The 19,086-nt window shown below is 67.9% G+C and carries 20 protein-coding genes and 1 tRNA gene; all 21 read left to right on the top strand.

What is annotated here, in order from left to right; genetic code table 11:
• Positions 1–11: 11 nt before the first annotated feature.
• The 21 genes from aspS (at position 12) to LF41_RS10390 (ending at position 19,069) form a co-directional block, all read left to right on the top strand.
• The gene (gene aspS / locus LF41_RS10490; RefSeq protein WP_036169330.1) at positions 12–1,790 is read left to right on the top strand and encodes an aspartate--tRNA ligase; all 1,779 of its coding nucleotides are present in this window, start codon (positions 12–14) and stop codon (positions 1,788–1,790) included.
• 8 nt (positions 1,791–1,798) lie between these two features.
• Positions 1,799–2,314, top strand: coding sequence for a GNAT family N-acetyltransferase (locus LF41_RS10485; protein ID WP_036169519.1), 516 nt, complete (start codon positions 1,799–1,801; stop codon positions 2,312–2,314).
• Positions 2,311–2,931 carry an alpha/beta fold hydrolase gene (locus LF41_RS10480; protein WP_036169328.1) on the top strand — a complete coding sequence of 207 codons (621 nt, stop codon included), beginning with the start codon at positions 2,311–2,313 and terminating at the stop codon, positions 2,929–2,931. Before LF41_RS10485 ends, LF41_RS10480 begins: the two co-directional genes overlap by 4 nt.
• Before the next feature lie 53 nt (positions 2,932–2,984).
• On the top strand, positions 2,985–3,710 hold the full coding sequence (locus LF41_RS10475) for a YebC/PmpR family DNA-binding transcriptional regulator (protein WP_036169325.1): 726 nt from the start codon (positions 2,985–2,987) through the stop codon (positions 3,708–3,710).
• A gap of 23 nt (positions 3,711–3,733) precedes the next feature.
• Positions 3,734–4,258, top strand: coding sequence for a crossover junction endodeoxyribonuclease RuvC (gene ruvC / locus LF41_RS10470; protein WP_036169323.1), 525 nt, complete (start codon positions 3,734–3,736; stop codon positions 4,256–4,258).
• Between the two features lie 19 nt (positions 4,259–4,277).
• Entirely contained in the window at positions 4,278–4,865 is a 588-nt protein-coding gene (gene ruvA / locus LF41_RS10465; RefSeq protein ID WP_036169322.1) for a Holliday junction branch migration protein RuvA, read from the top strand.
• A 13-nt stretch (positions 4,866–4,878) separates the two neighbouring features.
• Complete coding sequence (locus tag LF41_RS10460) at positions 4,879–6,795, top strand: potassium transporter Kup (protein WP_036169320.1); 1,917 nt, start codon at positions 4,879–4,881, stop codon at positions 6,793–6,795.
• A 76-nt stretch (positions 6,796–6,871) separates the two neighbouring features.
• A complete protein-coding gene (locus LF41_RS10455; RefSeq protein ID WP_036169317.1) occupies positions 6,872–8,359 on the top strand; it encodes a glycosyltransferase in 1,488 nt (495 codons plus the stop codon).
• On the top strand, positions 8,356–9,237 hold the full coding sequence (locus tag LF41_RS16995) for a Gfo/Idh/MocA family protein (RefSeq protein WP_036169315.1): 882 nt from the start codon (positions 8,356–8,358) through the stop codon (positions 9,235–9,237). The genes LF41_RS10455 and LF41_RS16995 overlap by 4 nt, the downstream gene beginning before the upstream one ends.
• 55 nt (positions 9,238–9,292) lie before the next feature.
• Positions 9,293–10,354, top strand: coding sequence for a Holliday junction branch migration DNA helicase RuvB (ruvB, locus tag LF41_RS10445; protein WP_052116335.1), 1,062 nt, complete (start codon positions 9,293–9,295; stop codon positions 10,352–10,354).
• The gene (ybgC, locus tag LF41_RS10440) at positions 10,329–10,769 is read left to right on the top strand and encodes a tol-pal system-associated acyl-CoA thioesterase (protein WP_152599988.1); all 441 of its coding nucleotides are present in this window, start codon (positions 10,329–10,331) and stop codon (positions 10,767–10,769) included. The genes ruvB and ybgC overlap by 26 nt, the downstream gene beginning before the upstream one ends.
• Positions 10,766–11,560 (top strand): protein TolQ, encoded by a 795-nt coding sequence (tolQ, locus tag LF41_RS10435; RefSeq protein WP_036169313.1) that lies wholly within the window; start codon positions 10,766–10,768, stop codon positions 11,558–11,560. Before ybgC ends, tolQ begins: the two co-directional genes overlap by 4 nt.
• A 10-nt stretch (positions 11,561–11,570) precedes the next feature.
• Positions 11,571–12,017 (top strand): ExbD/TolR family protein, encoded by a 447-nt coding sequence (locus LF41_RS10430; RefSeq protein WP_036169311.1) that lies wholly within the window; start codon positions 11,571–11,573, stop codon positions 12,015–12,017.
• Complete coding sequence (gene tolA, locus LF41_RS10425) at positions 12,014–12,958, top strand: cell envelope integrity protein TolA (protein ID WP_036169308.1); 945 nt, start codon at positions 12,014–12,016, stop codon at positions 12,956–12,958. Before LF41_RS10430 ends, tolA begins: the two co-directional genes overlap by 4 nt.
• A 95-nt stretch (positions 12,959–13,053) precedes the next feature.
• Positions 13,054–14,346: a Tol-Pal system beta propeller repeat protein TolB gene (gene tolB / locus LF41_RS10420; protein ID WP_036169306.1), complete on the top strand. Its 1,293-nt coding sequence runs from the start codon at positions 13,054–13,056 to the stop codon at positions 14,344–14,346.
• A 73-nt stretch (positions 14,347–14,419) separates the two neighbouring features.
• A complete protein-coding gene (pal, locus tag LF41_RS10415; protein WP_036169304.1) occupies positions 14,420–14,947 on the top strand; it encodes a peptidoglycan-associated lipoprotein Pal in 528 nt (175 codons plus the stop codon).
• A gap of 3 nt (positions 14,948–14,950) precedes the next feature.
• Entirely contained in the window at positions 14,951–15,745 is a 795-nt protein-coding gene (gene ybgF, locus LF41_RS10410; RefSeq protein ID WP_036169302.1) for a tol-pal system protein YbgF, read from the top strand.
• Positions 15,746–15,772: 27 nt separating this feature from the next.
• Positions 15,773–16,459, top strand: a complete 687-nt coding sequence (gene queE / locus LF41_RS10405) for a 7-carboxy-7-deazaguanine synthase QueE (RefSeq protein WP_036169512.1) — start codon at positions 15,773–15,775, stop codon at positions 16,457–16,459.
• The gene (gene queC, locus LF41_RS10400) at positions 16,456–17,133 is read left to right on the top strand and encodes a 7-cyano-7-deazaguanine synthase QueC (protein ID WP_272913793.1); all 678 of its coding nucleotides are present in this window, start codon (positions 16,456–16,458) and stop codon (positions 17,131–17,133) included. Before queE ends, queC begins: the two co-directional genes overlap by 4 nt.
• A 41-nt stretch (positions 17,134–17,174) precedes the next feature.
• Positions 17,175–17,250, top strand: a tRNA-Lys gene (locus tag LF41_RS10395).
• A 730-nt stretch (positions 17,251–17,980) separates the two neighbouring features.
• Complete coding sequence (locus tag LF41_RS10390; protein ID WP_161786953.1) at positions 17,981–19,069, top strand: AI-2E family transporter; 1,089 nt, start codon at positions 17,981–17,983, stop codon at positions 19,067–19,069.
• Positions 19,070–19,086: the final 17 nt, after the last annotated feature.

The following is a 19,086-nucleotide window of genomic DNA, read 5'->3' as shown; positions in this document are numbered from 1 at the left end:
ACGGAACCCCCATGCGTACCCACTTCTGCGGCCTCGTCGACGAGGCGCTGGTCGGCCAGACCGTCACCCTGTGCGGCTGGGCCGACGTCGCCCGCGACCTCGGCGGCCTGTGCTTCATCGACCTGCGCGACCACGAAGGCATCGTCCAGATCGTCGCCGAACCCTCCGACGCCGCCGGCAACGCCGCGGTCGTCGAAGCGGCCGCGCGCGTCGGTTATGAGGATTGCCTGCGCATCACCGGCACCGTGCGCCGCCGCCAGAGCGTCAATCCGAAGATCCGCACCGGCCAGGTCGAAGTCGTCGCCACGCAGATCGAATTGCTCAACAAGGCCGAGCCGCTGCCCTTCCACGCGCACGAGAACCCGGGCGAGGACATCCGCCTGAAGTATCGCTACCTCGACCTGCGCACGCCGCAGATGCAGCGGATGATGCGCACGCGCATCAAGCTGGTGCAGGCGCTGCGCCGCTGGCTCGACGCCCGCGGCTTCCAGGACATCGAAACGCCGATCCTCACCAAGGCCACGCCCGAAGGCGCGCGCGACTTCCTCGTGCCGGCACGCATGCACCCGGGCGAGTTCTACGCGTTGCCGCAGTCGCCGCAGTTGTTCAAGCAGATCCTGATGATGGCGGGCTTCGACCGCTACTACCAGATCGCGCGCTGCTTCCGCGACGAAGCCCTGCGCGCCGACCGCCAGCTGGAGTTCACGCAGCTCGACATGGAGTTTGCGTGGGTGTCCGAGCGCGACGTGCAGGACACGGTCGAGGAAATGATCCGCGTCGTCTTCCGCGAAGTGATGGACGTCGAGCTCGCGAATCCCTTCCCGCGCATGACGTATGCAGAAGCGATGCGCCGCTACGGTTCGGACAAGCCGGACCTGCGCAACCCGATGGAATTCACCGACATCGCCGATCTGGTGAAGACCTGCGAATTCAAGGTGTTCACCGATTGGGCGAACCACGCCGACGGCCGCGTCGTCGCATTGCGCGCGCCGAAGGGTGCGCAGTTCTCGCGCAAGCAGATCGACGACTACGGCGCGCACGCGGCGAAGTTCGGCGCGAAGGGCCTGGCGTGGATGAAGATCGATGACTTGGGCAAGGGCCGCGAAGGCATCTCCTCGCCGATCGGCAAGTTCCTCGACGACGGCACGCTCGACGCGATCCTGAAGGCCACCGGCGCGCAATCCGGCGATGCGATCTTCTTCGGCGCGGCGACGTACAAGTCCGCGTCCGACTTCATGGGCGCGCTGCGCCTGAAGCTCGGCAAGGATCTCGGTCTCGTCGCCGAGGGTTGGGCGCCGCTGTGGGTGACCGACTTCCCGATGTTCGAGTGGGACGACGAAGAGAATCGTTTCGTCGCGCTCCACCATCCCTTCACCGCGCCGGCCGTGGATTCCATCGAAGAGATGCGCGCGAACGCGAAGACCGCCGTCTCGCGCGGCTACGACATGGTGCTCAACGGCAACGAGATCGGCGGCGGTTCCATCCGCATCCACAACTCGCAGATGCAGAGCGCGGTGTTCGAACTGCTCGGCATCGGCGCGGAAGAGGCCGAAGGCAAGTTCGGCTTCCTGCTCGACGCGCTGAAGTACGGCGCGCCGCCGCACGGCGGCATCGCCTTCGGCATCGATCGCATCGCCGCGTTGATGGCGGGCACCGAATCGATCCGTGATGTCATCGCGTTCCCGAAGACCACCACCGCGCAGTGCCTGATGACCGGCGCGCCGTCGCCGGTGCCGGATGCGCAGCTGGCCGAAGTGCACGTCTCCGTGCGCGAGAAGCCCGCGAAGTGAGCGAGGCGATGATCCGCCGCGCGACGTTCGACGACGCGCAGGTCCTGACGGACGTCGCCGAGCGCGCGTTCGTCGTCGCGTTCGGGCATTTGTACCCGCCGGCGGATCTCGCGCAATTCCTGCACGATGCGTATTCGGTCGAGCAGCACCGCAAGTTCCTGTCCGATCCGAAGTGCGCGATGTGGCTCGTCGAACGCGACGGGCAAGCGTTGGGCTACGCCCTCGCCGGCCGTCCGTGCACGTTGCCGCATGCCGGCGTGCGGCCCGAAGACGGCGAACTCAAACGCATCTACCTGATGCCCGAAGCGCAGAACGGCGGCGTCGGTTCGCGCCTGATCCAGACCGCGTTCGATTGGCTGGAGAAAGACGGCCCGACGACACTGTGGATCGGCGTTTACTCGCAGAACTTCGGCGCGCAGCGGTTCTACGAACGCCTGGGCTTCGAGAACGTCGGCGGTTACGAGTTCCACGTCGGCAGCGTGCGCGATCCGGAATTCATCCTGCGCCGCACCCCCGCCGCGTGAAGCGCACCGTCGTCCTGCTGCACGGGTTGTGGATGCCCGGCCTGGCCATGCACTGGCTGGCGGGGAGGTTGCAGGCCGCGGGTTACGACACCGAAGTCTTTTCCTACCTCAGCGTCGCGGACGGGCCGGATCGCGCCGTGCAGGCGCTGGTCGACAAGATCGGGACGCGAGAGGTGGATCTCGTCGCGCACAGCCTCGGCGGATTGATCGCGATGCAGGCGCTGCGCGAGGCCACGCATCTCAAGGTCGGGCGCCTGGTTTGCATCGGCGCGCCGCTCGGTGGCAGCGGTGCGGCCTCGGGCCTGCTGCGGTTGCCGATGGCGGCGCTGCTGCTCGGCCAGAGTGCGGCCCTGTTGCGTGAAGGCTTCCCGGAATGGACCGGTGCGGCCGAAGTCGGCGCCATCGCCGGCAGCGTGCCGCATGGGCTGGGCGCCTTGTTCGCCGGGTTCGCGGGCGAACACGACGGCACCGTCGCGGTCGACGAAACCCGCCTTGCGGGCCTGAAGGACCACGTCGTCATCCCGGCCAGCCACAGCGGCCTGCTGTTTTCGGCCCTCGCCGCCGAACAGACCGTCGCCTTCCTGTCGACCGGCCGTTTCGCCGGGCAGGGCGCTTAGCCCCCGCCCCCTGTAGAATCCGCGCCCTCGCAAGTCAGCACCAAGGTTCGAACATGGGTCGTGGCCCTTCCATCGAAGCCCGCAAGAACGCGGTCGACGCGCAGCGCGGCAAGATCTTCACCAAGGTGATCCGCGAGATCGGCGTGGCCGCCCGCGCCGGCGGCGGCGACCCGTCCGGCAACCCGCGCCTGCGCGCGGCGATGGACCGCGGCCTGTCGGTGAACATGTCGAAGGACGTCATCGAGCGCGCGATCAAGAAGGCCACCGGCGAACTCGAAGGCGTCACCTACGAGGAAATCCGATACGAGGGCTACGCGCCCGGCGGCGTGGCCGTGATCGTCGATTGCCTCACCGACAACAAGGTCCGCACCGTGGCGGACGTGCGCCATGCGTTCGGCAAGTTCGGCGGCAACCTCGGCACCGACGGCTCCGTGGCTTTCATGTTCAAGAAGCTGGGCGTGCTCTCCTTCGCCTCGGGCGCCGACGAAGATCGCATCACCGAACTGGCGATCGACGCCGGCGCCGACGACGTCGTGGTGTATCCCGAAGACGGCGCCATCGACGTGCTTACCGCGCCGGATACCTTCGAAAGCGTCAAGGCCGCGATGGAAGGCGCGGGCCTCAAGCCGGACCTGGCCGAAGTCACCATGCGCGCCGACAACGACATCGCCGTCTCCGGCGAGACCGCCGAACAGGTGCAAAAGCTCCTGCGCTGGCTCGAAGACCTGGACGATGTGCAGAACGTCTATGCCAACGCCGATCTCGGCGATCTTGCGTAAGACATCGGCGTAGACTCCAAAACGTGACCCGCATCCTCGGCATCGACCCCGGTTCCCAGCGCACCGGCGTGGGCGTGATCGACGTCGACGACGCCGGGCGTTGCACGTTCGTGCATTGCGAAGCGCTGGTGCTGCTCGACGCGGCCGACTTCCCCGCGCGCCTGGGCCGCCTGTGCGAAGGCCTGGAAACGGTGATCGATGCGTGGCGGCCCGACGAGGTCGCCATCGAAACCGTCTTCATGGACAAGAACGCGACCTCCGCGCTGAAGCTGGGGCATGCGCGCGGCGCGGCGCTGGCCACCGTCGTGCGCAGGCACCTGGCCGTGCACGAATACGCACCGCGCCTGATCAAGCAATCGCTGGTCGGCCGCGGCGCCGCGGACAAGACGCAGGTCCAGCACATGGTGCGCCTGCTGCTGAAACTCCCCGACACCAAATTGCAACCCGACGCCGCCGACGCATTGGCCGTCGCGCTGACGCACGCGCACATGAGCGCGACCGCGTTGCGCGCCGGGGCCAGCGTCGCGTTGCTGCGCCGCCGCCGCTGATCGCCACAAGGACCGCAACGTGATCGGACGCCTCAAAGGGATCCTCGTGCACAAGCAGCCGCCGTGGCTGGTGGTGGACGTCAACGGCGTGGGCTACGAGCTAGAAGCGCCGATGAGCACGTTCTACGATTTGCCCGAGATCGGCCGCGAAGTCGCGTTGTTCACGCACTACGCGCAGAAGGAAGACAGCGTCTCGTTGTACGGCTTCCTGCGCGAGAACGAGCGGCGTTTGTTCCGCGACGTGCAGAAGGTGAGCGGCATCGGCGCGAAGATCGCGCTGGCCGTGTTGTCGGGCGTGAGCGTCGACGAATTCGCGCGCCTGGTCTCCTCCAGCGATGTCACCGCGCTCACGCGCATCCCCGGCATCGGCAAGAAGACCGCCGAACGCATGGTGGTCGAACTGCGCGATCGCGCGGCCGACCTCGGCGGTGGCGGCCCGCTCGGTTCGCCCGGGGTGCCGGCGGACCCGCAGTCCGAAGCCACCGTGGCGCTCCAGCAACTCGGCTACAAGCCCGCGGAGGCCACGCGCATGGTGCGCGATGCCGCAGCCCCGGGAGACGACGCCGCGACCATCATCCGCAAGGCGCTAAAGTCCGCGCTCCGCTAAGGCACCCCGGTCCATGGCCGATACCCACGCCCACTCCAAGAACGCCCACCACGGCGCGAAGACCGGTCTGCTCGGTCTGGCCGTCGGCGCCGTGGGCGTGGTGTTCGGCGACATCGGCACCAGCCCGCTGTACACGTTGAAGGAAGCCTTCTCGCCGCACTACGGGCTGACAGCCAACCACGACACCGTGCTCGGCATCCTCTCGCTCGTGTTCTGGGCGCTGATGATCGTCGTGACGCTCAAGTACGTCACGATCATCATGCGCGCCGACAACGAAGGCGAGGGCGGCATCATGGCGCTGATGGCGCTGGCCCAGCGCACGATGCCGAAGGATTCGAAGTCCGCGTACGCGGTGGGCATCCTCGGCATCTTCGGCGCGTCGCTGTTCTTCGGCGACGGCGTGATCACGCCGGCGATCACCACGCTCTCGGCGGTCGAAGGCCTGGAAGTGGTCGCGCCGCAACTGCACACGTGGGTCGTGCCGATCACGCTGGGCATCATCGTGTTCCTGTTCGGCACGCAGCGCTTCGGCACCGAGCGCGTGGGCAAGGTGTTCGGGCCGGTGATGCTGGTGTGGTTCCTGTCGCTCGCCGCGATCGGCGTGATGAACATCCGCCACAACCCCGAAGTCTTCCACGCGATCAACCCGTGGTGGGCGATGCAGTTCTTCGCCACGCACGGTGGGCACGCGATCTTCATCCTCGGCGCGGTGGTGCTCGCGGTCACCGGCGGCGAAGCCCTGTACGCGGACATGGGCCATTTCGGCGCGCGTCCCATCCGCCACGCGTGGTACTGGTTCGTGCTGCCGGCGCTGATGCTCAACTACATGGGGCAGGGCTCGCTGCTGCTGCTCGATCCCAAGGTCGCCTCGAATCCGTTCTATCTCTCCGTCCCGCAGATGGTGCGCATCCCGATGATCGTGCTGGCCACGCTCGCCGCGGTCATCGCATCGCAGGCGGTCATCACCGGCGCGTACTCGGTGGCGCGCCAGGCGATGCAGCTGGGTTACATCCCGCGCATGCGCATCCAGCACACCTCGAAGGACACCATCGGCCAGATCTACATCCCGTGGATCAACTGGGTGCTGGCGCTGGCGGTGATCGCGGTGGTGTTGATGTTCCGCAGCTCCACGGGCCTGGCCTCGGCGTACGGCGTGTCGGTGTCCGGCACGATGCTGATCGACACGTTGCTGCTGTTCCTCGTGGCCCGCGCGATGTGGCCGAAGGCGCGCCGCTGGGTGCTGCCGCTGTGCGTGTTGTTCGCCATCATCGACGTCGCGTTCCTCGTCGCGAACGGCGTGAAGTTCCTCGATGGCGCGTGGTTCCCGGTGGTGCTGGCGATCGTGGTGTTCACGATCCTGCGCACGTGGCGCCGCGGCCGCCAGTTGCTGTACGAGGAAATCCGGAAGGAAGGCATCCAGCTCGATTCGTTCCTGCCCGGCCTGATGCTCGCGCCGCCCACGCGCGTGCCGGGCACGGCGATCTTCCTGATCGCGCAGAAGGGCATGGTGCCGCATGCCCTGCTGCACAACCTCAAGCACAACAAGGTGCTGCACGAGCGCAACGTGTTCCTCACGGTCGAAACGCTCAACGTGCCGCATGCGCCGAAGGACCGCCGCCTGAAGATCGAGCCGATCGGCGACGACTTCTATCGCATCACGGTGCGCTTCGGCTTCATGGAAGTGCCCGACGTGCCGCTGGCGCTGATGCGCTCGTGCGACATGGACGAACGGATCGGCATACCCTTCGACCCGATGGACACGACGTATTTCGCCAGCCGCGAAACCATCGTCGCCGGCCGCCACCGCGGCATGCCGGTGTGGCGCGACCGCCTGTTCGCGTTCCTGCATCGCAACGCAGCGCCGGCCACCGGTTTCTTCCGGATCCCGGGCAACCGCCTGGTCGAACTGGGCGCGCAGGTCGAAATCTGAACAAGCGGCCGTCACGCGGTCACAGTTTTCGAATGCCCGATTGCCCGCTCTGCGCACGCAATGCCATGCTCGTCGCATGGGGAAACAATCGCCGCGCGCGCTGCGCATCCTGATCACCGACGACACCGCGGCGTCGCGGGCAGGTTCCGGCCCGTCCCTCGTGGATTTCGCCCGCGCGCTGCTCCGCAAGGGGCACCCTACGGTCGTGTATGGCGCGGTGCCCGCGCACGTCGCGCAAGCGCTGCGCGAAGCGACGGTGCCGGTGGTCGATGACCTGTCGGCGCTGAACTTCGTGCCCGACATCATCCACGGGCAACACCATCTCGAAACCATGACGGCCGCGCTGCATTTCGCGGGCACGCCGGTCGTCGCCGCATGCAATGCGCTGGCGCCGTGGGAGCACGCGCCGCCGGTGTTCCCGACGATCGCCCGCTGGATCGCAGTGGACACCGTGTGCGCCGAACGGTTGGCCTCGACCGGTGGCGTCGACGCCGCGCGGATCCGCGTGATCCCCAACGGCGTGGACATCGCACGCTTCGAACCGCGCGCGCCGCTGCCTGCCACGCCGCGCCGCGCGCTGTTGTGCAACTCGCACGGCCTGCAGGACGCCTGCGCCGCCACGGTCGTGCGCGCATGCCGCCAGGCGGGCATCGCGGTGGACCTGGCGACGGACGAAGTGCCGGCCCATGCATTGCGCGACTACGACCTGGTTTTCGCGCAGACGCGCCGCGCCCTGGAAGCGATGGCGACCGGCTGCGCCACGATCATCGCCGACCGCGCGGGCCTCGCCGGCCTGGTGACGACGACCAATTTCGATCGCCTGCGCGCCCTCGACTTCGGCGCGCGCGCGATGCAGGCCGCGCCGGTGACCGAAGCCGGCGTGCTCGCCGCGATCGCCGCGTACGACGCCGACGATGCGGGCCGCGTCTGCGGCCGCGTACGCACCGAGGCGAACATCGACGTACTGGCCGATGCGACCCTCGCGCAGTATCGCGAAGCGATGGAGGCCGGCCGCTTCCCCGATCCGCAGGAATGCACGCAGGCGGCTGCGCGCTATCTGCGCGATGTCGTCGCGCCGATGGTGAAGGCCGTCGAACAGTCGCGCATCGCGCAAAGCGACGCGGAAGCCACCCGCGACGCGCACATGGAATCGGGCAGGGCCGCCGCGGCTGCCGCCGAGAAGCGCATCGGCGCGGCATTGCAGGCGCGCGAAGCCGCCGTCACCGAACGCGACATGGCCCTCAAGGCGCACGACGAGATGGAAGCGCGCCTGACGCGTGCGATGCAGCGCGCGCTGGATGCGGGCATCGAGCGCGACGCGGCGTTCGCGTCGCGCGACGAAGCCCGGGATGCGCAGCTCGCCGCCACGTCGATGCAGGCGCGCACCGCCGATGCCTACGCCGACGCCTTGCGCGCGCAGGGCCAGCTCGCGCTCGACCTGGCCGATGCGCAGGCGCGGCTGCTCGCGCTCGAAGCGCAGCTCGATGCCGCCAGGCGCGCGCAGCCGGACGTGCAAGACGCGCACCCATCGGCGTATCGCCGCTTCATGGCGAAGTTCGCATGAGCCCCGCCGTGGGAATCGCGCCGATCGCCGTCGTCGGTTTCGGCCGCAGGGGTCGGTTGCATGCGCAGGCATTGGCGACGATGCCCGAAGTCCACCTCGCCGCGATCGTCGACCCCGACGCCGCATGCGCCAACGACATCGCCGCGCTCGGCGCGGCCCGCCACGCGACGATCGATTTGCTGGCCCCGTCGATCCGCCACGCCATCGTCGCCGTGCCGCCTGAGCGCCATGCGCAGGTCGCGTGCGCGCTCGCGCGACGTGGCGTGCATTGCCTCATCGAAACACCCGGCGGCGCACGCGCCGACGACACCGCGGCGATGATCGCCGCGTCCGACATCGACGGCACGTGCATGCGCGTGGCCTTCGGTGAACGCTTCAATCCGGTGATCGCATCGCTCCTGGCCGCGCCGCCACCGGCCACGCTCGCGATCCGCCGCCACACCGCGCACGCCATCGACATCCCGCGGGACGGCGACGTGTTGCGCGAGTTGATGCTGCACGACCTGGACTGGGTGTGCGCGCTGGCGAAGGCCAGCCCGGTGCAAGTCGACGTGCTGGACGCGCGCCGCCACTACGAACGCTGGGAAGCCATCCGCTGCCGCCTGCGGTTCCCGAACGGCATGGACGTCGACCTCTCCGCCAGCCGCATCGCGCCGCGCGCCGAATCCGCGCTGCACGTGGCCGGGCAGGGCGTGCTGCCGCTCGACGACGTGCGGGAACATCCCGGGACGTTGACCGCGCAGGCCCGCGCGTTCCTGCGCGCGACGCAGGACGAAGACACGCCGCTGGCCACGCTCGAGCGCGCCTTCGACACGCACCGGCTGCTGGAACGCATCGAGCGCGCCGCCGGGGAGCAGGGCGCCACGCACGCCGCCTGAGCGCGCCCGGACGCCATGTTTTGCGCCCGCGGCGAAAGGGCGCGAACATGGCGGCATGAACGACTCCCGCGTCATCACCTCCGCCGCCACGCGCGAGGACGAGGCCATCGAGGCCTCCATCCGCCCCAAGAAGCTCTCCGAATACCTCGGCCAGGCGCCGGTCCGGGAGCAGATGCAGATCTACATCGAGGCGGCGAAGGCGCGCGGCGAGGCGCTCGACCATGTGTTGATCTTCGGCCCGCCGGGCCTGGGCAAGACCACGCTCTCGCACGTGATCGCCAACGAACTCGGCGTCGGCCTGCGCCAGACCTCCGGCCCGGTGATCGAGAAGGCCGGCGACCTGGCTGCGCTGCTGACCAACCTGCAGCCGCACGACGTGCTGTTCGTCGACGAAATCCATCGCCTCTCGCCGGTGATCGAGGAAGTGCTGTACCCGGCGATGGAAGATTTCCAGATCGACATCATGATCGGCGAGGGCCCCGCGGCCCGTTCGATCAAGCTCGACCTGCCGCCCTTCACCCTCATTGGCGCCACCACGCGCGCGGGCCTGCTGACCGCGCCCCTGCGCGATCGCTTCGGCATCGTGCAGCGGCTGGAGTTCTACACGCCCGAGGAACTCACGCGCATCGTGCGGCGCTCGGCGACGATCCTCGGCATCGCGTGCACGGCGGAAGGCGCGGCGGAAATCGCCAACCGTTCGCGCGGTACGCCGCGCATCGCCAACCGCCTGTTGCGCCGCGTGCGCGACTTCGCCCAGGTGCGCGCGGCGGGCAACATCGATCGCGACGTCGCCGATGCGGCGATGCAGATGCTCAAGGTCGATCCGCAGGGGTTCGACGAACTCGACCGCCGCATGCTGCGGATCATCGTCGAATCCTTCGACGGCGGCCCCGTCGGCGTCGAATCGCTCGCAGCCGCGCTCAGTGAGGAACGCGGCACGCTCGAGGACGTCATCGAGCCCTACCTCATCCAGCAGGGTTACCTGATCCGCACCGCGCGCGGACGCATGGCCACCGCCAAGGCGTATCGCCATCTCGGGTTGCGCCCGAAGGCCGGCGCGCAGGACCTCTTCGCCTCGCCTGCACCCACGGATGTCGATGATGCAAGCGGTGGGTGAGCCCGTGTTCAGTTGGCCGACACGGGTGTATTGGGAGGATACCGACGCCGGTGGCGTGGTCTACCACGCGCAATACCTGGCCTTCCTCGAACGCGCGCGCACCGAGTGGATGCGTGCCCAGGGGCATGGCCAGGAGCGCCTGCGCAACGGACACGACCTGGTGTTCGCGGTGCGGGCGATGCAGATCGACTTCCGCCTGCCGGCGCGGCTGGACGATGCGCTGCAGGTGTCCGTCGCACTGGTCGAATGCCGGCGCGCGAGCCTCGTGCTCGTGCAGTCGATCCGCCGCGACGGGGAACTGTTGCTCGACGCGACGGTCCGTGTCGCTGCGCTGTCGGCCTCGAAGTTCAAACCCGTTGCCATCCCCCAACCGTTGTTCGACGCATTGACCTGCCTCGTGGAGACCCCCGCATGACGCCCATCCTGATGTTGCAGGAAGCCGCCACCCAGGCCCTGCCGGAACAAGCGCCGGCGCAGACGGTGGAGATCGCCGACCAGGCGGGGCAGGCGGCCGATGCCGCGGCCGCCGCCGGCCACTTCAACATCCTCGACCTCATCCTCCACGCGAGCATCCCGGTGCAGCTGGTGATGTTGCTGCTGCTGTTCGCGTCGATCGCCTCGTGGCTGATCATCTTCCGCAAGAAGCGCGTGCTCGACCGCGCGGACAAGGAAGCCGAAAAGTTCGAAGAACGCTTCTGGTCGGGCGCGGAGCTGTCGAAGTTGTATTCGGGCGCCACCGAACGCGGCCGCAGCGCCGAAGGCCTGGAGGCGATCTTCGAAGCGGGCTTCCGCGAGTTCAACCGCATCCGCCAGCGCCGCGGCGTCGACAGCCGCATCCAGCTCGAAGGCGCGCAGCGCGCGATGCGCGCGACGTCCTCGCGCGAACTCGATGGCCTGGAACACAACCTCGAATTCCTCGCCAGCGTCGGTTCGATCAGCCCGTACGTCGGTCTGTTCGGCACGGTGTGGGGCATCATGATTTCGTTCCAGGGCCTGGCGAACGTGAAGGAAGCGACCATCGCGACCGTCGCGCCGGGCATCTCCGAAGCGCTGATCGCGACGGCGATGGGCCTGTTCGCCGCGATCCCGGCGGTGTGGGCGTACAACCGATTCGCGACGAAGGTCGAGCGCATCAGCACGCGCTACGACGCCTTCTCCGAGGAGTTCTCCTCGATCCTGCAGCGCCAGGCGCACGCCGACGAATAAGGAGCGGGACATGACCGCCATGACTTCGCGGCGCCATCGCAAGCGGAAACTGAAAGCCGAGATCAACGTCGTGCCGTACATCGACGTGATGCTCGTGCTGCTGATCATCTTCATGGTCACCGCGCCGTTGCTGAACCTCGGCGTCGACATCGAACTGCCGCAATCCAACGCACGCCCGGTGGAGCAGAAGCAGGAGCCGGTGGTGATCAGCATGAACAGCAAGGGCGATCTGTGGCTCAAGCTGGAAGGCGCGGAAAACGAAGCCACCTCGCTCGACCAGCTCGTGGTCAAGGTCGGCGCGTTCGTGCGCAACAACAAGGACGTGCCGGTGTACGTCGCCGCCGACAACGACGTCGCATACCAGAAGGTCTACGACGTGCTCACCGCGCTGCAGACGCGCGCCAACGTGCCGCGCGCGGGCCTGATGAGCCAGCCGACCGGGGCAGTCAATAAGTGAAGGAAACGCGCGCCGACACGATGCAGTCGTTCGTCGCGGCGTTGCTGCTGCACGCGTTGCTGTTCGCGTTGTTCTACTTCGGCCTGTACTGGACGTGGACCGACGCCGAGGAGATCCAGCGCGGCCCCGTGATCGAAGCCACGCTGATCGATCCGAACGCCTTGTCCGCGTCGATGCGCCGCGCGCTCGCCAAGCGCCCGGAACAACCGGCCCCCGCGCCGGAAGCGACCGCGCCGGTGGAACAACCGAAGCCCGAACCGCGCCCTGAAGATGCGCCGACGCCGCCGCAACCGGTCGCGCAGGACGTCGTGCCAGAGCCCGATGTCATCGAGCAGGAGCAGGTGACGCAAGCGCCGTCGCCCAAGCCCCCCGCGGAAAAAGTGCAGGACGCCAAGCAACGCCAGGAACAGATCGACACCACTGCGCAGGACCGGCAGATGCAGGCCGAGCGCGAGCGTCGCCTGAGCGCGATGGAGCAGATGCGCCAGAAGCAACTGGAAGACATCCGCCGCGAGCGCGAACTGAACCAGAAAGAACTGACCTTGCGCGAACAGAAGCTGCGGCAGATCGCCGATGCGCGCAGCGCCGCCGATGCCGCCGCGCAGGCCGATGCGCGCAGCGAAAACGCCGAAGCCGCGCCGCAACCGGGCATGGGCGGTGACGCCGACACGCTGCGTTCGCGTTGGCTGATGGCCATCGTCAGCCAGATCCGCCAGAACTGGAGCCGTCCGGACGACGTGCCCGCCGGCCAATGCCCGATCCGCATCTCGATGGAGCGCGGCGGTCGCGTCGCGTCTGTCGAAGTGCTTCCCGGATGCCCCTACGACGAACTCACCCGCCGGTCGGTGGAAGCAGCGGTCTTCAAGGCCCAGCCGCTCCCGTACGCCGGGTTCGAGCGCGTGTTCCAGCCGGAACTGCGCTTGGGCTTCCGCGCCGAATGACGGCCGCCGGACCCTCGGGTCCGGAGTCGTTCATCTTTGTTCCGCATTTCACGGCCAAGCTGTTAACTACGACCGCTCCATTCAGGAATCCCCCGATGACCCGAACGCTGCGCCGGCTCGCCGCCACCGCCTTGCTCCTGTTCCCCCTCGCTGCCCTGGCGCAGGTGGACGCCGAAGTCGTGGGCGGCACGGCCTCCGCGCTGCCGATCGCCGTGGTGCCCTTCGCCGGGTCCACGGGCGAGAACGACATCGGCGGCATCGTCGCCGCGGACCTCGCGCGCTCCGGGTCCTTCCGCGTGTTGCCCGACCGCGACATGGTCGAACGCCCGACGCGCGGCAGCGAAGTGAACTACGCCACGTGGCGCTTGCTGAAGCAGGAGTTCCTGCTCGCCGGCCGCGTGGTGCCCGAAGGCGGCAACCTGCGCGTCGAGTACGAACTGTTCGACGTGTCCAAGCAGCAGCGCATCCTCGGCGAAGCGAAGATCGCGCCGGGCACCGCCGCGCGCGACCTCGCGCACCAGGTGGCCGATGCGGTGTACGAAAAGATCCTCGGCGTGCGCGGCGCGTTCTGGACGCGCATCGCGTACGTCACCGCGAGCGGCACGGGCAACAACCGCCATTACCAGTTGATGGTCGCCGACAGCGACGGCTTCAATTCGCAGGCGGTGGTGAGCTCGCCGCAGCCGATCCTGTCGCCGGCGTGGGCGCCGGACGGCAAGCGCCTCGCCTACGTCAGTTTCGATCGCGGAAATTCCTCGATCTACATCCAGAACCTGACGAGCAGCGGCCGCGAACTGGTCGCGAGCTTCCGCGGAATCAACGGCGCGCCGAGCTTCTCGCCCGACGGATCGAAGCTCGCGATGACGTTGTCGAAGAGCGGCAACCCCGAGGTCTACGTGATGACCCTCGGCAGCAAGCAGCTGAGCCAGATCACGAACCACTTCGGAATCGACACCGAACCGGTGTGGAGCGCCGACGGCGGCACGCTCTATTTCACCTCCGATCGCGGCGGCAAACCGCAGATCTACCAAGCCTCTTCGAGCGGCGGCGGCGCCACGCGCCTGACCTTCGCCGGCAGCTACAACGCACGCGCCACGGTCTCGGCCGACGGCAAGAAGATCGCCACCGCGCAGGGCAACGGCAACACCTACCGCATCGCGCTGATGGACCGCACGATGGGCAACCGGTGGACGCCGCTCTCGCCGGGCAACCTCGACGAATCGCCGAGCTTCGCCCCCAACGCATCGATGCTGCTCTACGCCGCGAAGGAAGGCGGGCGCAGCGTGCTCTACACCGTGTCCGCCGACGGCCGCGCCCGCGCGAAGCTCCCGGTGCAGGGCGCGAGCGTCCAGGAACCGGCCTGGGGCCCCTACCGGCAGAAACGCTGAACGCGCGTAGTATTTCGGACCCCCGGCCGCGCCCAGGCGGCCACCCCACACTGCGAGAAGACGAGGAACGACGATGAACGCAACGACCCAGAAGTTCGGACGCATCATGATGGTCGCCATGCTCTGCACGGCGGCCGTGGCCTGCTCCAAGAAGGTCAAGGAAGAACCGGTGCAGCCGGCCGCGCCGAGCACGATGGCGCCCGTGACCGAAACGCCGGCCGCCGCCGGTGCGTATACCCCCGAAGACCTCGACACCGACGCCTGCCTGCGCCAGCGCGTGGTGTACTTCGACTTCGACCAGGATGCGCTGCGTCCGGAATTCCAGGCCGCGATGGCGTGCCACGCCAAGTACCTGCGTGATCGTCCGTCGTCGCGCATGTCGCTGGAAGGCAACGCCGACGAGCGCGGCAGCCGCGAATACAACCTCGGCCTCGGCGAGCGCCGCGGCAATGCCGTGTCCTCCGCGCTGCAGGCCAACGGTGGCTCGGGCAGCCAGATCACGGTGGTGAGCTACGGCGAGGAACGCCCGACCTGCAACGAATCGACCGAAGATTGCTGGGCCAAGAATCGCCGCGTCGAGATCGTCTACACGGCGAAGTAAGCGATGCGGCATCCGCTCGCATTGTGTGCACTCGCGGCGGCCCTCGTGGCCGCCGCGCCCGCGTTCGCGCAACGCGCGAGCCTCGCCGACCGCGTGACCGTGCTCGAGCAGCAGGCCGCGAACAACCAGGGCAACGTCGACCTGCTCAACCAGGTCCAGCAACTGCGCTCGGAAGTGACGGCGTTGCGTTCGCAACTGGAGGAAGTGCAGCAGCAGAATGCGCAATTGAAGGCGGATCTCGACGCGCGCTGGGGCGACCTCGATGGGCGCGTGGCGCGCCTGGAGACCGGTGGCGTTGCGACGACGGTGCCCGTGGCGCCGGCGAGCGCATCCACCTCGCGTGGCGCGGCGGTCGTCGCCGAACGCCCGCCCACCGTGCGCGGCGATGCCGGCAAGGTCGCGCTCTCGGCCGATGAACGCACCGCCTACAATGCGGCCTTCGACGTGCTGAAGGCCGGCGACTACGTCGGCTCGGCGCAGCGCTTCCAGCAATTCCTGCGCGACTACCCCGCCGGCACGTACGCGCCCAACGCGCTGTACTGGCTGGGCGAGAGCTATTACGTCACGCAGAACTACGAGCTCGCGCAGGAGCAATTCCAGGCGCTGCTCACCCAGTACCCGACGCACGACAAGGCCCCCGGCGCCCTGCTCAAGGTCGGCCTGGCGCAATACGGCCTCAAGCAGATGGACGCCGCCGAGGCCACCCTGGCCCGCGTCGCCCAGCAATACCCCGGCACCGACGCCGCCCGCACGGCCGAGGACCGCCTCCGGGCGATTCAGCTCAACCGGGTTCGCTAGCGGCAGGGCGCCTGTAAAATGGCGCCCATGTCCGCAGTCCACCCCGCCACGCAAGCGGCCCCCGCCGCCACGGCGGACCGCCTCAAGCTCACCGAAATCTTCCTGTCCCTGCAGGGCGAAGCCCGCGACGCGGGCTGGCCGACGGTGTTCGTGCGCCTCACCGGCTGCCCGCTGCGCTGCCAGTACTGCGATACCACCTACGCCTTCTTCGGCGGGCAGTGGTGGGACATCGAGGCCATCCTCGCCGAGGTCGCCAAACACGGCGTCCGCCACGTGTGCGTCACCGGCGGCGAACCGCTCTCGCAGAAACGCGTGATCGGCCTGCTGTCGAAGCTGTGCGACGCCGGTTATGTCGTGTCGCTGGAAACCTCCGGCGCGATCGACATCGCCGACGTCGACACGCGTGTCTCGCGCATCGTCGACATCAAGACGCCGGGTTCGGGCGAAGTCGAGCGCAACCGCTGGGACAACATCCCGCTGCTCACGCCGCACGACCAGGTGAAGTTCGTCGTGTGCAGCCGCGCGGATTTCGAGTGGGCGCGCGATGTGTTGTTCGAACACAAGTTGCACGAACGCTGCGACGTGCTCTTTTCGCCGAGCGCCAACGAAGTGCCCGCGCGCGAACTGGCCGACTGGATCGTCGAAGCGCGCCTGCCCGTGCGCTTCCAGACGCAATTGCACAAGGCCCTGTGGGGCGAGGAGCCGGGCCGTTGAACAATGGAAACAAGCGCGCCGTCATCCTCGTCTCGGGCGGCATGGATTCGGCCGTCGTCCTGGCGATCGCGCGCGAGCAAGGCTATGAACCGTATGCACTGAGCGTGCGTTACGGCCAGCGGCACACGAGCGAACTCGACGCCGCCGATCGCGTCTCCAACGCGCTCGGCGCCGCGCACAAGACGGTGGTCGTCGACCTGCGCTCGATCGGCGGTTCCGCGCTGACCGACGACATCGACGTCCCCGAAGCCGGCGGCCCCGGCATCCCCGTGACGTACGTGCCCGCGCGCAACACCATCATGCTGTCGGTCGCGCTGGGCTGGGCCGAAGTGCTCGGCGCGGCGGACCTGTTCTGCGGCGTCAACGCGGTGGACTACTCCGGCTACCCCGACTGCCGCCCCGAATTCATCGAAGCGTTCGAGAAACTCGCGAACGTCGCCACGAAGGCGGGCGTCGAAGGCGCCGGCATCCGCGTCCACGCCCCGCTGTTGCGCATGTCGAAGGCCGACATCGTGCGTGAAGGCAACCGCCTGGGCGTCGACTTCGCGCAGACCGTCTCCTGCTACCAGGCCGACGCGCAAGGCCGCGCCTGCCGCCACTGCGACGCCTGCCGCCTGCGGGCCGAAGGCTTCGCCGCCGCGGGTGTCGAAGACCCGACACGCTACGTCGGGTAGAATTGCCGCCCGCGCCGCAATGGCGCGAGCCTCCAATACGTGGGCCGTTAGCTCAGTCGGTAGAGCATCGGACTTTTAATCCGCTGGTCGATGGTTCGAATCCATCACGGCCCACCACGCAGTCTTCCCCGTTTCTCTACATCAGAGAAAAGCGGCCTCCAGGCCGCAATTCCCGCGGGATTTCGCGCTACCCGCGTCTCTGTCATCGCCCGTGCGAGGCAGAATTGGTCGGGACTTCTCAGTTGTCGAAATGGTCGGCCAAAGTCGCGGAGCGACTTTGGCCGTAGGTTCGATTCGTACAATGCCCACCATACAGTCTGCAACGTTTGGTCGAATGAGAAATAGACGGCCAGCAGGCCGCAATTCCCCCGGGTGTATTTGCACTCATTCTCTCTTTGGCGGCGGCGACGGCGCCGATGTCATCCCGTTCTCAGTTGCCGACTTGGGCAGCCAAAGTCGCTATATACCTCTGGCCGTGCCTGTACTTGCGTGATGGGAAGGATGCGGTCGCGTGCTGATGGCGGCGCCATTGGAGGAGGCGATGCCTGCTCCGTTGGCACCTCTGATTACGTCCTGGGGCCTTACCGGCGCTGACCCAAGCCAGGCACGACAGTCGGATCGCGCGACTCCTCTCGAATTTCTCTGTTGTTTTCCTTGAAACCGGGAAATATTACTGAGATGGGTTAGCACAAGATTGCATCCACCACCAAACAACATCGGCAAGTGGCTGTTCCTCGAGATGGGGCCACCCCGCGCCAACCCGACGTTGGTCCTACGTCCAATGGTGTCCGCAAGCGCGCCGCTCCACGATCACGGGATGCAAGCGCTTCGCGAGCCCTGAATCGCCGTGCACGCGACGACGCTGCGACGGCTGCTCACCACGGACCTGTCCGAGACGCTGCTGCGCGTCGCGCTGATCGGCCTGCTCATCGTGGTGTGCGTGCGCGTGTTCACGCCGTTCTCGCACCTGGTGATCATCGCGATGATCCTGGCGGTCGCGTTGTATCCGCTGTATCTGATCGTATTGCGATGGTTCGGCGGGCGGCGTCGGCTCACCGCCACCGTGCTCGTGCTGTTTGCGCTGCTTGCGATCGGTGCGCCGATCGTCGCGCTCGGCGTCAACGTCGCCGGGCAGTTGAGCGATACGTACCACGCGGTGGAGGAGGATCGGTTCGCGCTCCCCGCGCCCGATGCGCGCGTGCGGCAATGGCCCATCGTCGGTGCGCGCGTGCATGCGACATGGAGCGCCGCGTCGGACAACCTGCCCACGTTCCTGCAACAGAATCGCGAGGTGGTCCGCGGGTTCGCGCGCAAGACGGTGCCGATGGCCGCGGGTGGTTTGAAGGCGGTCGCATTGTTCCTGCTCGCCATCGTGGTGGCGGGCGTGATGCTCGTGCATGCGAACGCAGAGGAACGCATCGCGCGACGCATCGTCACGCGGCTCACCGACGAGGAACAGGGGCCGGAGTTGCTGGCGTTGTCGGTCGCGACGATGCGCTCGGTCGCCACCGGCGTCGTCGGCGTGGCGTTCATCCAGGCGCTGATGCTCGGCGTCGGCTTCCTCCTCGCGGGCGTGCCGGGCGCGGGCGTGCTCGCGTTGATCGCGCTGTTCATCGGCATCCTGCAATTGCCTGCGCTGCTGGTGTCGTTGCCGGCGGTCGTGTGGTTGTGGATGTCGGACGATGGGGGGTCGACGCTGTCGCGCGTGCTGTTCACCGCGTGGTTCGTGATCGCCGGCGCGGCGGACAACGTGCTCAAGCCCATGCTGCTCGGGCGCGGGGTCGACGCGCCCATGCTGGTGATCCTCGTCGGTGCGATCGGCGGCATGGTGGTCGGCGGGATGACCGGCCTGTTCCTCGGTGCGGTGTTGCTCACCGTGGGCTACCGCATCTTCATGCAATGGGTGGATCGCGCGGCACCTCCCCCGGCCGGGTGAGCCCCGCCGGATGCGTC

This window comes from Lysobacter dokdonensis DS-58, assembly GCF_000770795.1.
GTDB lineage: Bacteria > Pseudomonadota > Gammaproteobacteria > Xanthomonadales > Xanthomonadaceae > Noviluteimonas > Noviluteimonas dokdonensis.
Note: the sequence above shows the minus strand (reverse complement) of the source record. Positions and strands in the feature narration are given on the sequence as shown.

Excerpts from the sequence above, each read along its gene's own strand:
- queE (WP_036169512.1), top strand. The coding sequence starts at position 15,773 with ATGTCCGCAGTCCACCCCGCCACGCAAGCGGCCCCCGCCGCCACGGCG.
- ybgC (WP_152599988.1), top strand. The coding sequence starts at position 10,329 with ATGTCGATGATGCAAGCGGTGGGTGAGCCCGTGTTCAGTTGGCCGACA.
- ybgF (WP_036169302.1), top strand. The coding sequence starts at position 14,951 with ATGCGGCATCCGCTCGCATTGTGTGCACTCGCGGCGGCCCTCGTGGCC.
- aspS (WP_036169330.1), top strand. The coding sequence starts at position 12 with ATGCGTACCCACTTCTGCGGCCTCGTCGACGAGGCGCTGGTCGGCCAG.
- pal (WP_036169304.1), top strand. The coding sequence starts at position 14,420 with ATGAACGCAACGACCCAGAAGTTCGGACGCATCATGATGGTCGCCATG.
- LF41_RS10485 (WP_036169519.1), top strand. The coding sequence starts at position 1,799 with ATGATCCGCCGCGCGACGTTCGACGACGCGCAGGTCCTGACGGACGTC.
- LF41_RS10455 (WP_036169317.1), top strand. The coding sequence starts at position 6,872 with ATGGGGAAACAATCGCCGCGCGCGCTGCGCATCCTGATCACCGACGAC.
- LF41_RS10475 (WP_036169325.1), top strand. The coding sequence starts at position 2,985 with ATGGGTCGTGGCCCTTCCATCGAAGCCCGCAAGAACGCGGTCGACGCG.
- tolB (WP_036169306.1), top strand. The coding sequence starts at position 13,054 with ATGACCCGAACGCTGCGCCGGCTCGCCGCCACCGCCTTGCTCCTGTTC.
- ruvB (WP_052116335.1), top strand. The coding sequence starts at position 9,293 with ATGAACGACTCCCGCGTCATCACCTCCGCCGCCACGCGCGAGGACGAG.
- LF41_RS10430 (WP_036169311.1), top strand. The coding sequence starts at position 11,571 with ATGACCGCCATGACTTCGCGGCGCCATCGCAAGCGGAAACTGAAAGCC.
- tolQ (WP_036169313.1), top strand. The coding sequence starts at position 10,766 with ATGACGCCCATCCTGATGTTGCAGGAAGCCGCCACCCAGGCCCTGCCG.
- LF41_RS10460 (WP_036169320.1), top strand. The coding sequence starts at position 4,879 with ATGGCCGATACCCACGCCCACTCCAAGAACGCCCACCACGGCGCGAAG.
- LF41_RS16995 (WP_036169315.1), top strand. The coding sequence starts at position 8,356 with ATGAGCCCCGCCGTGGGAATCGCGCCGATCGCCGTCGTCGGTTTCGGC.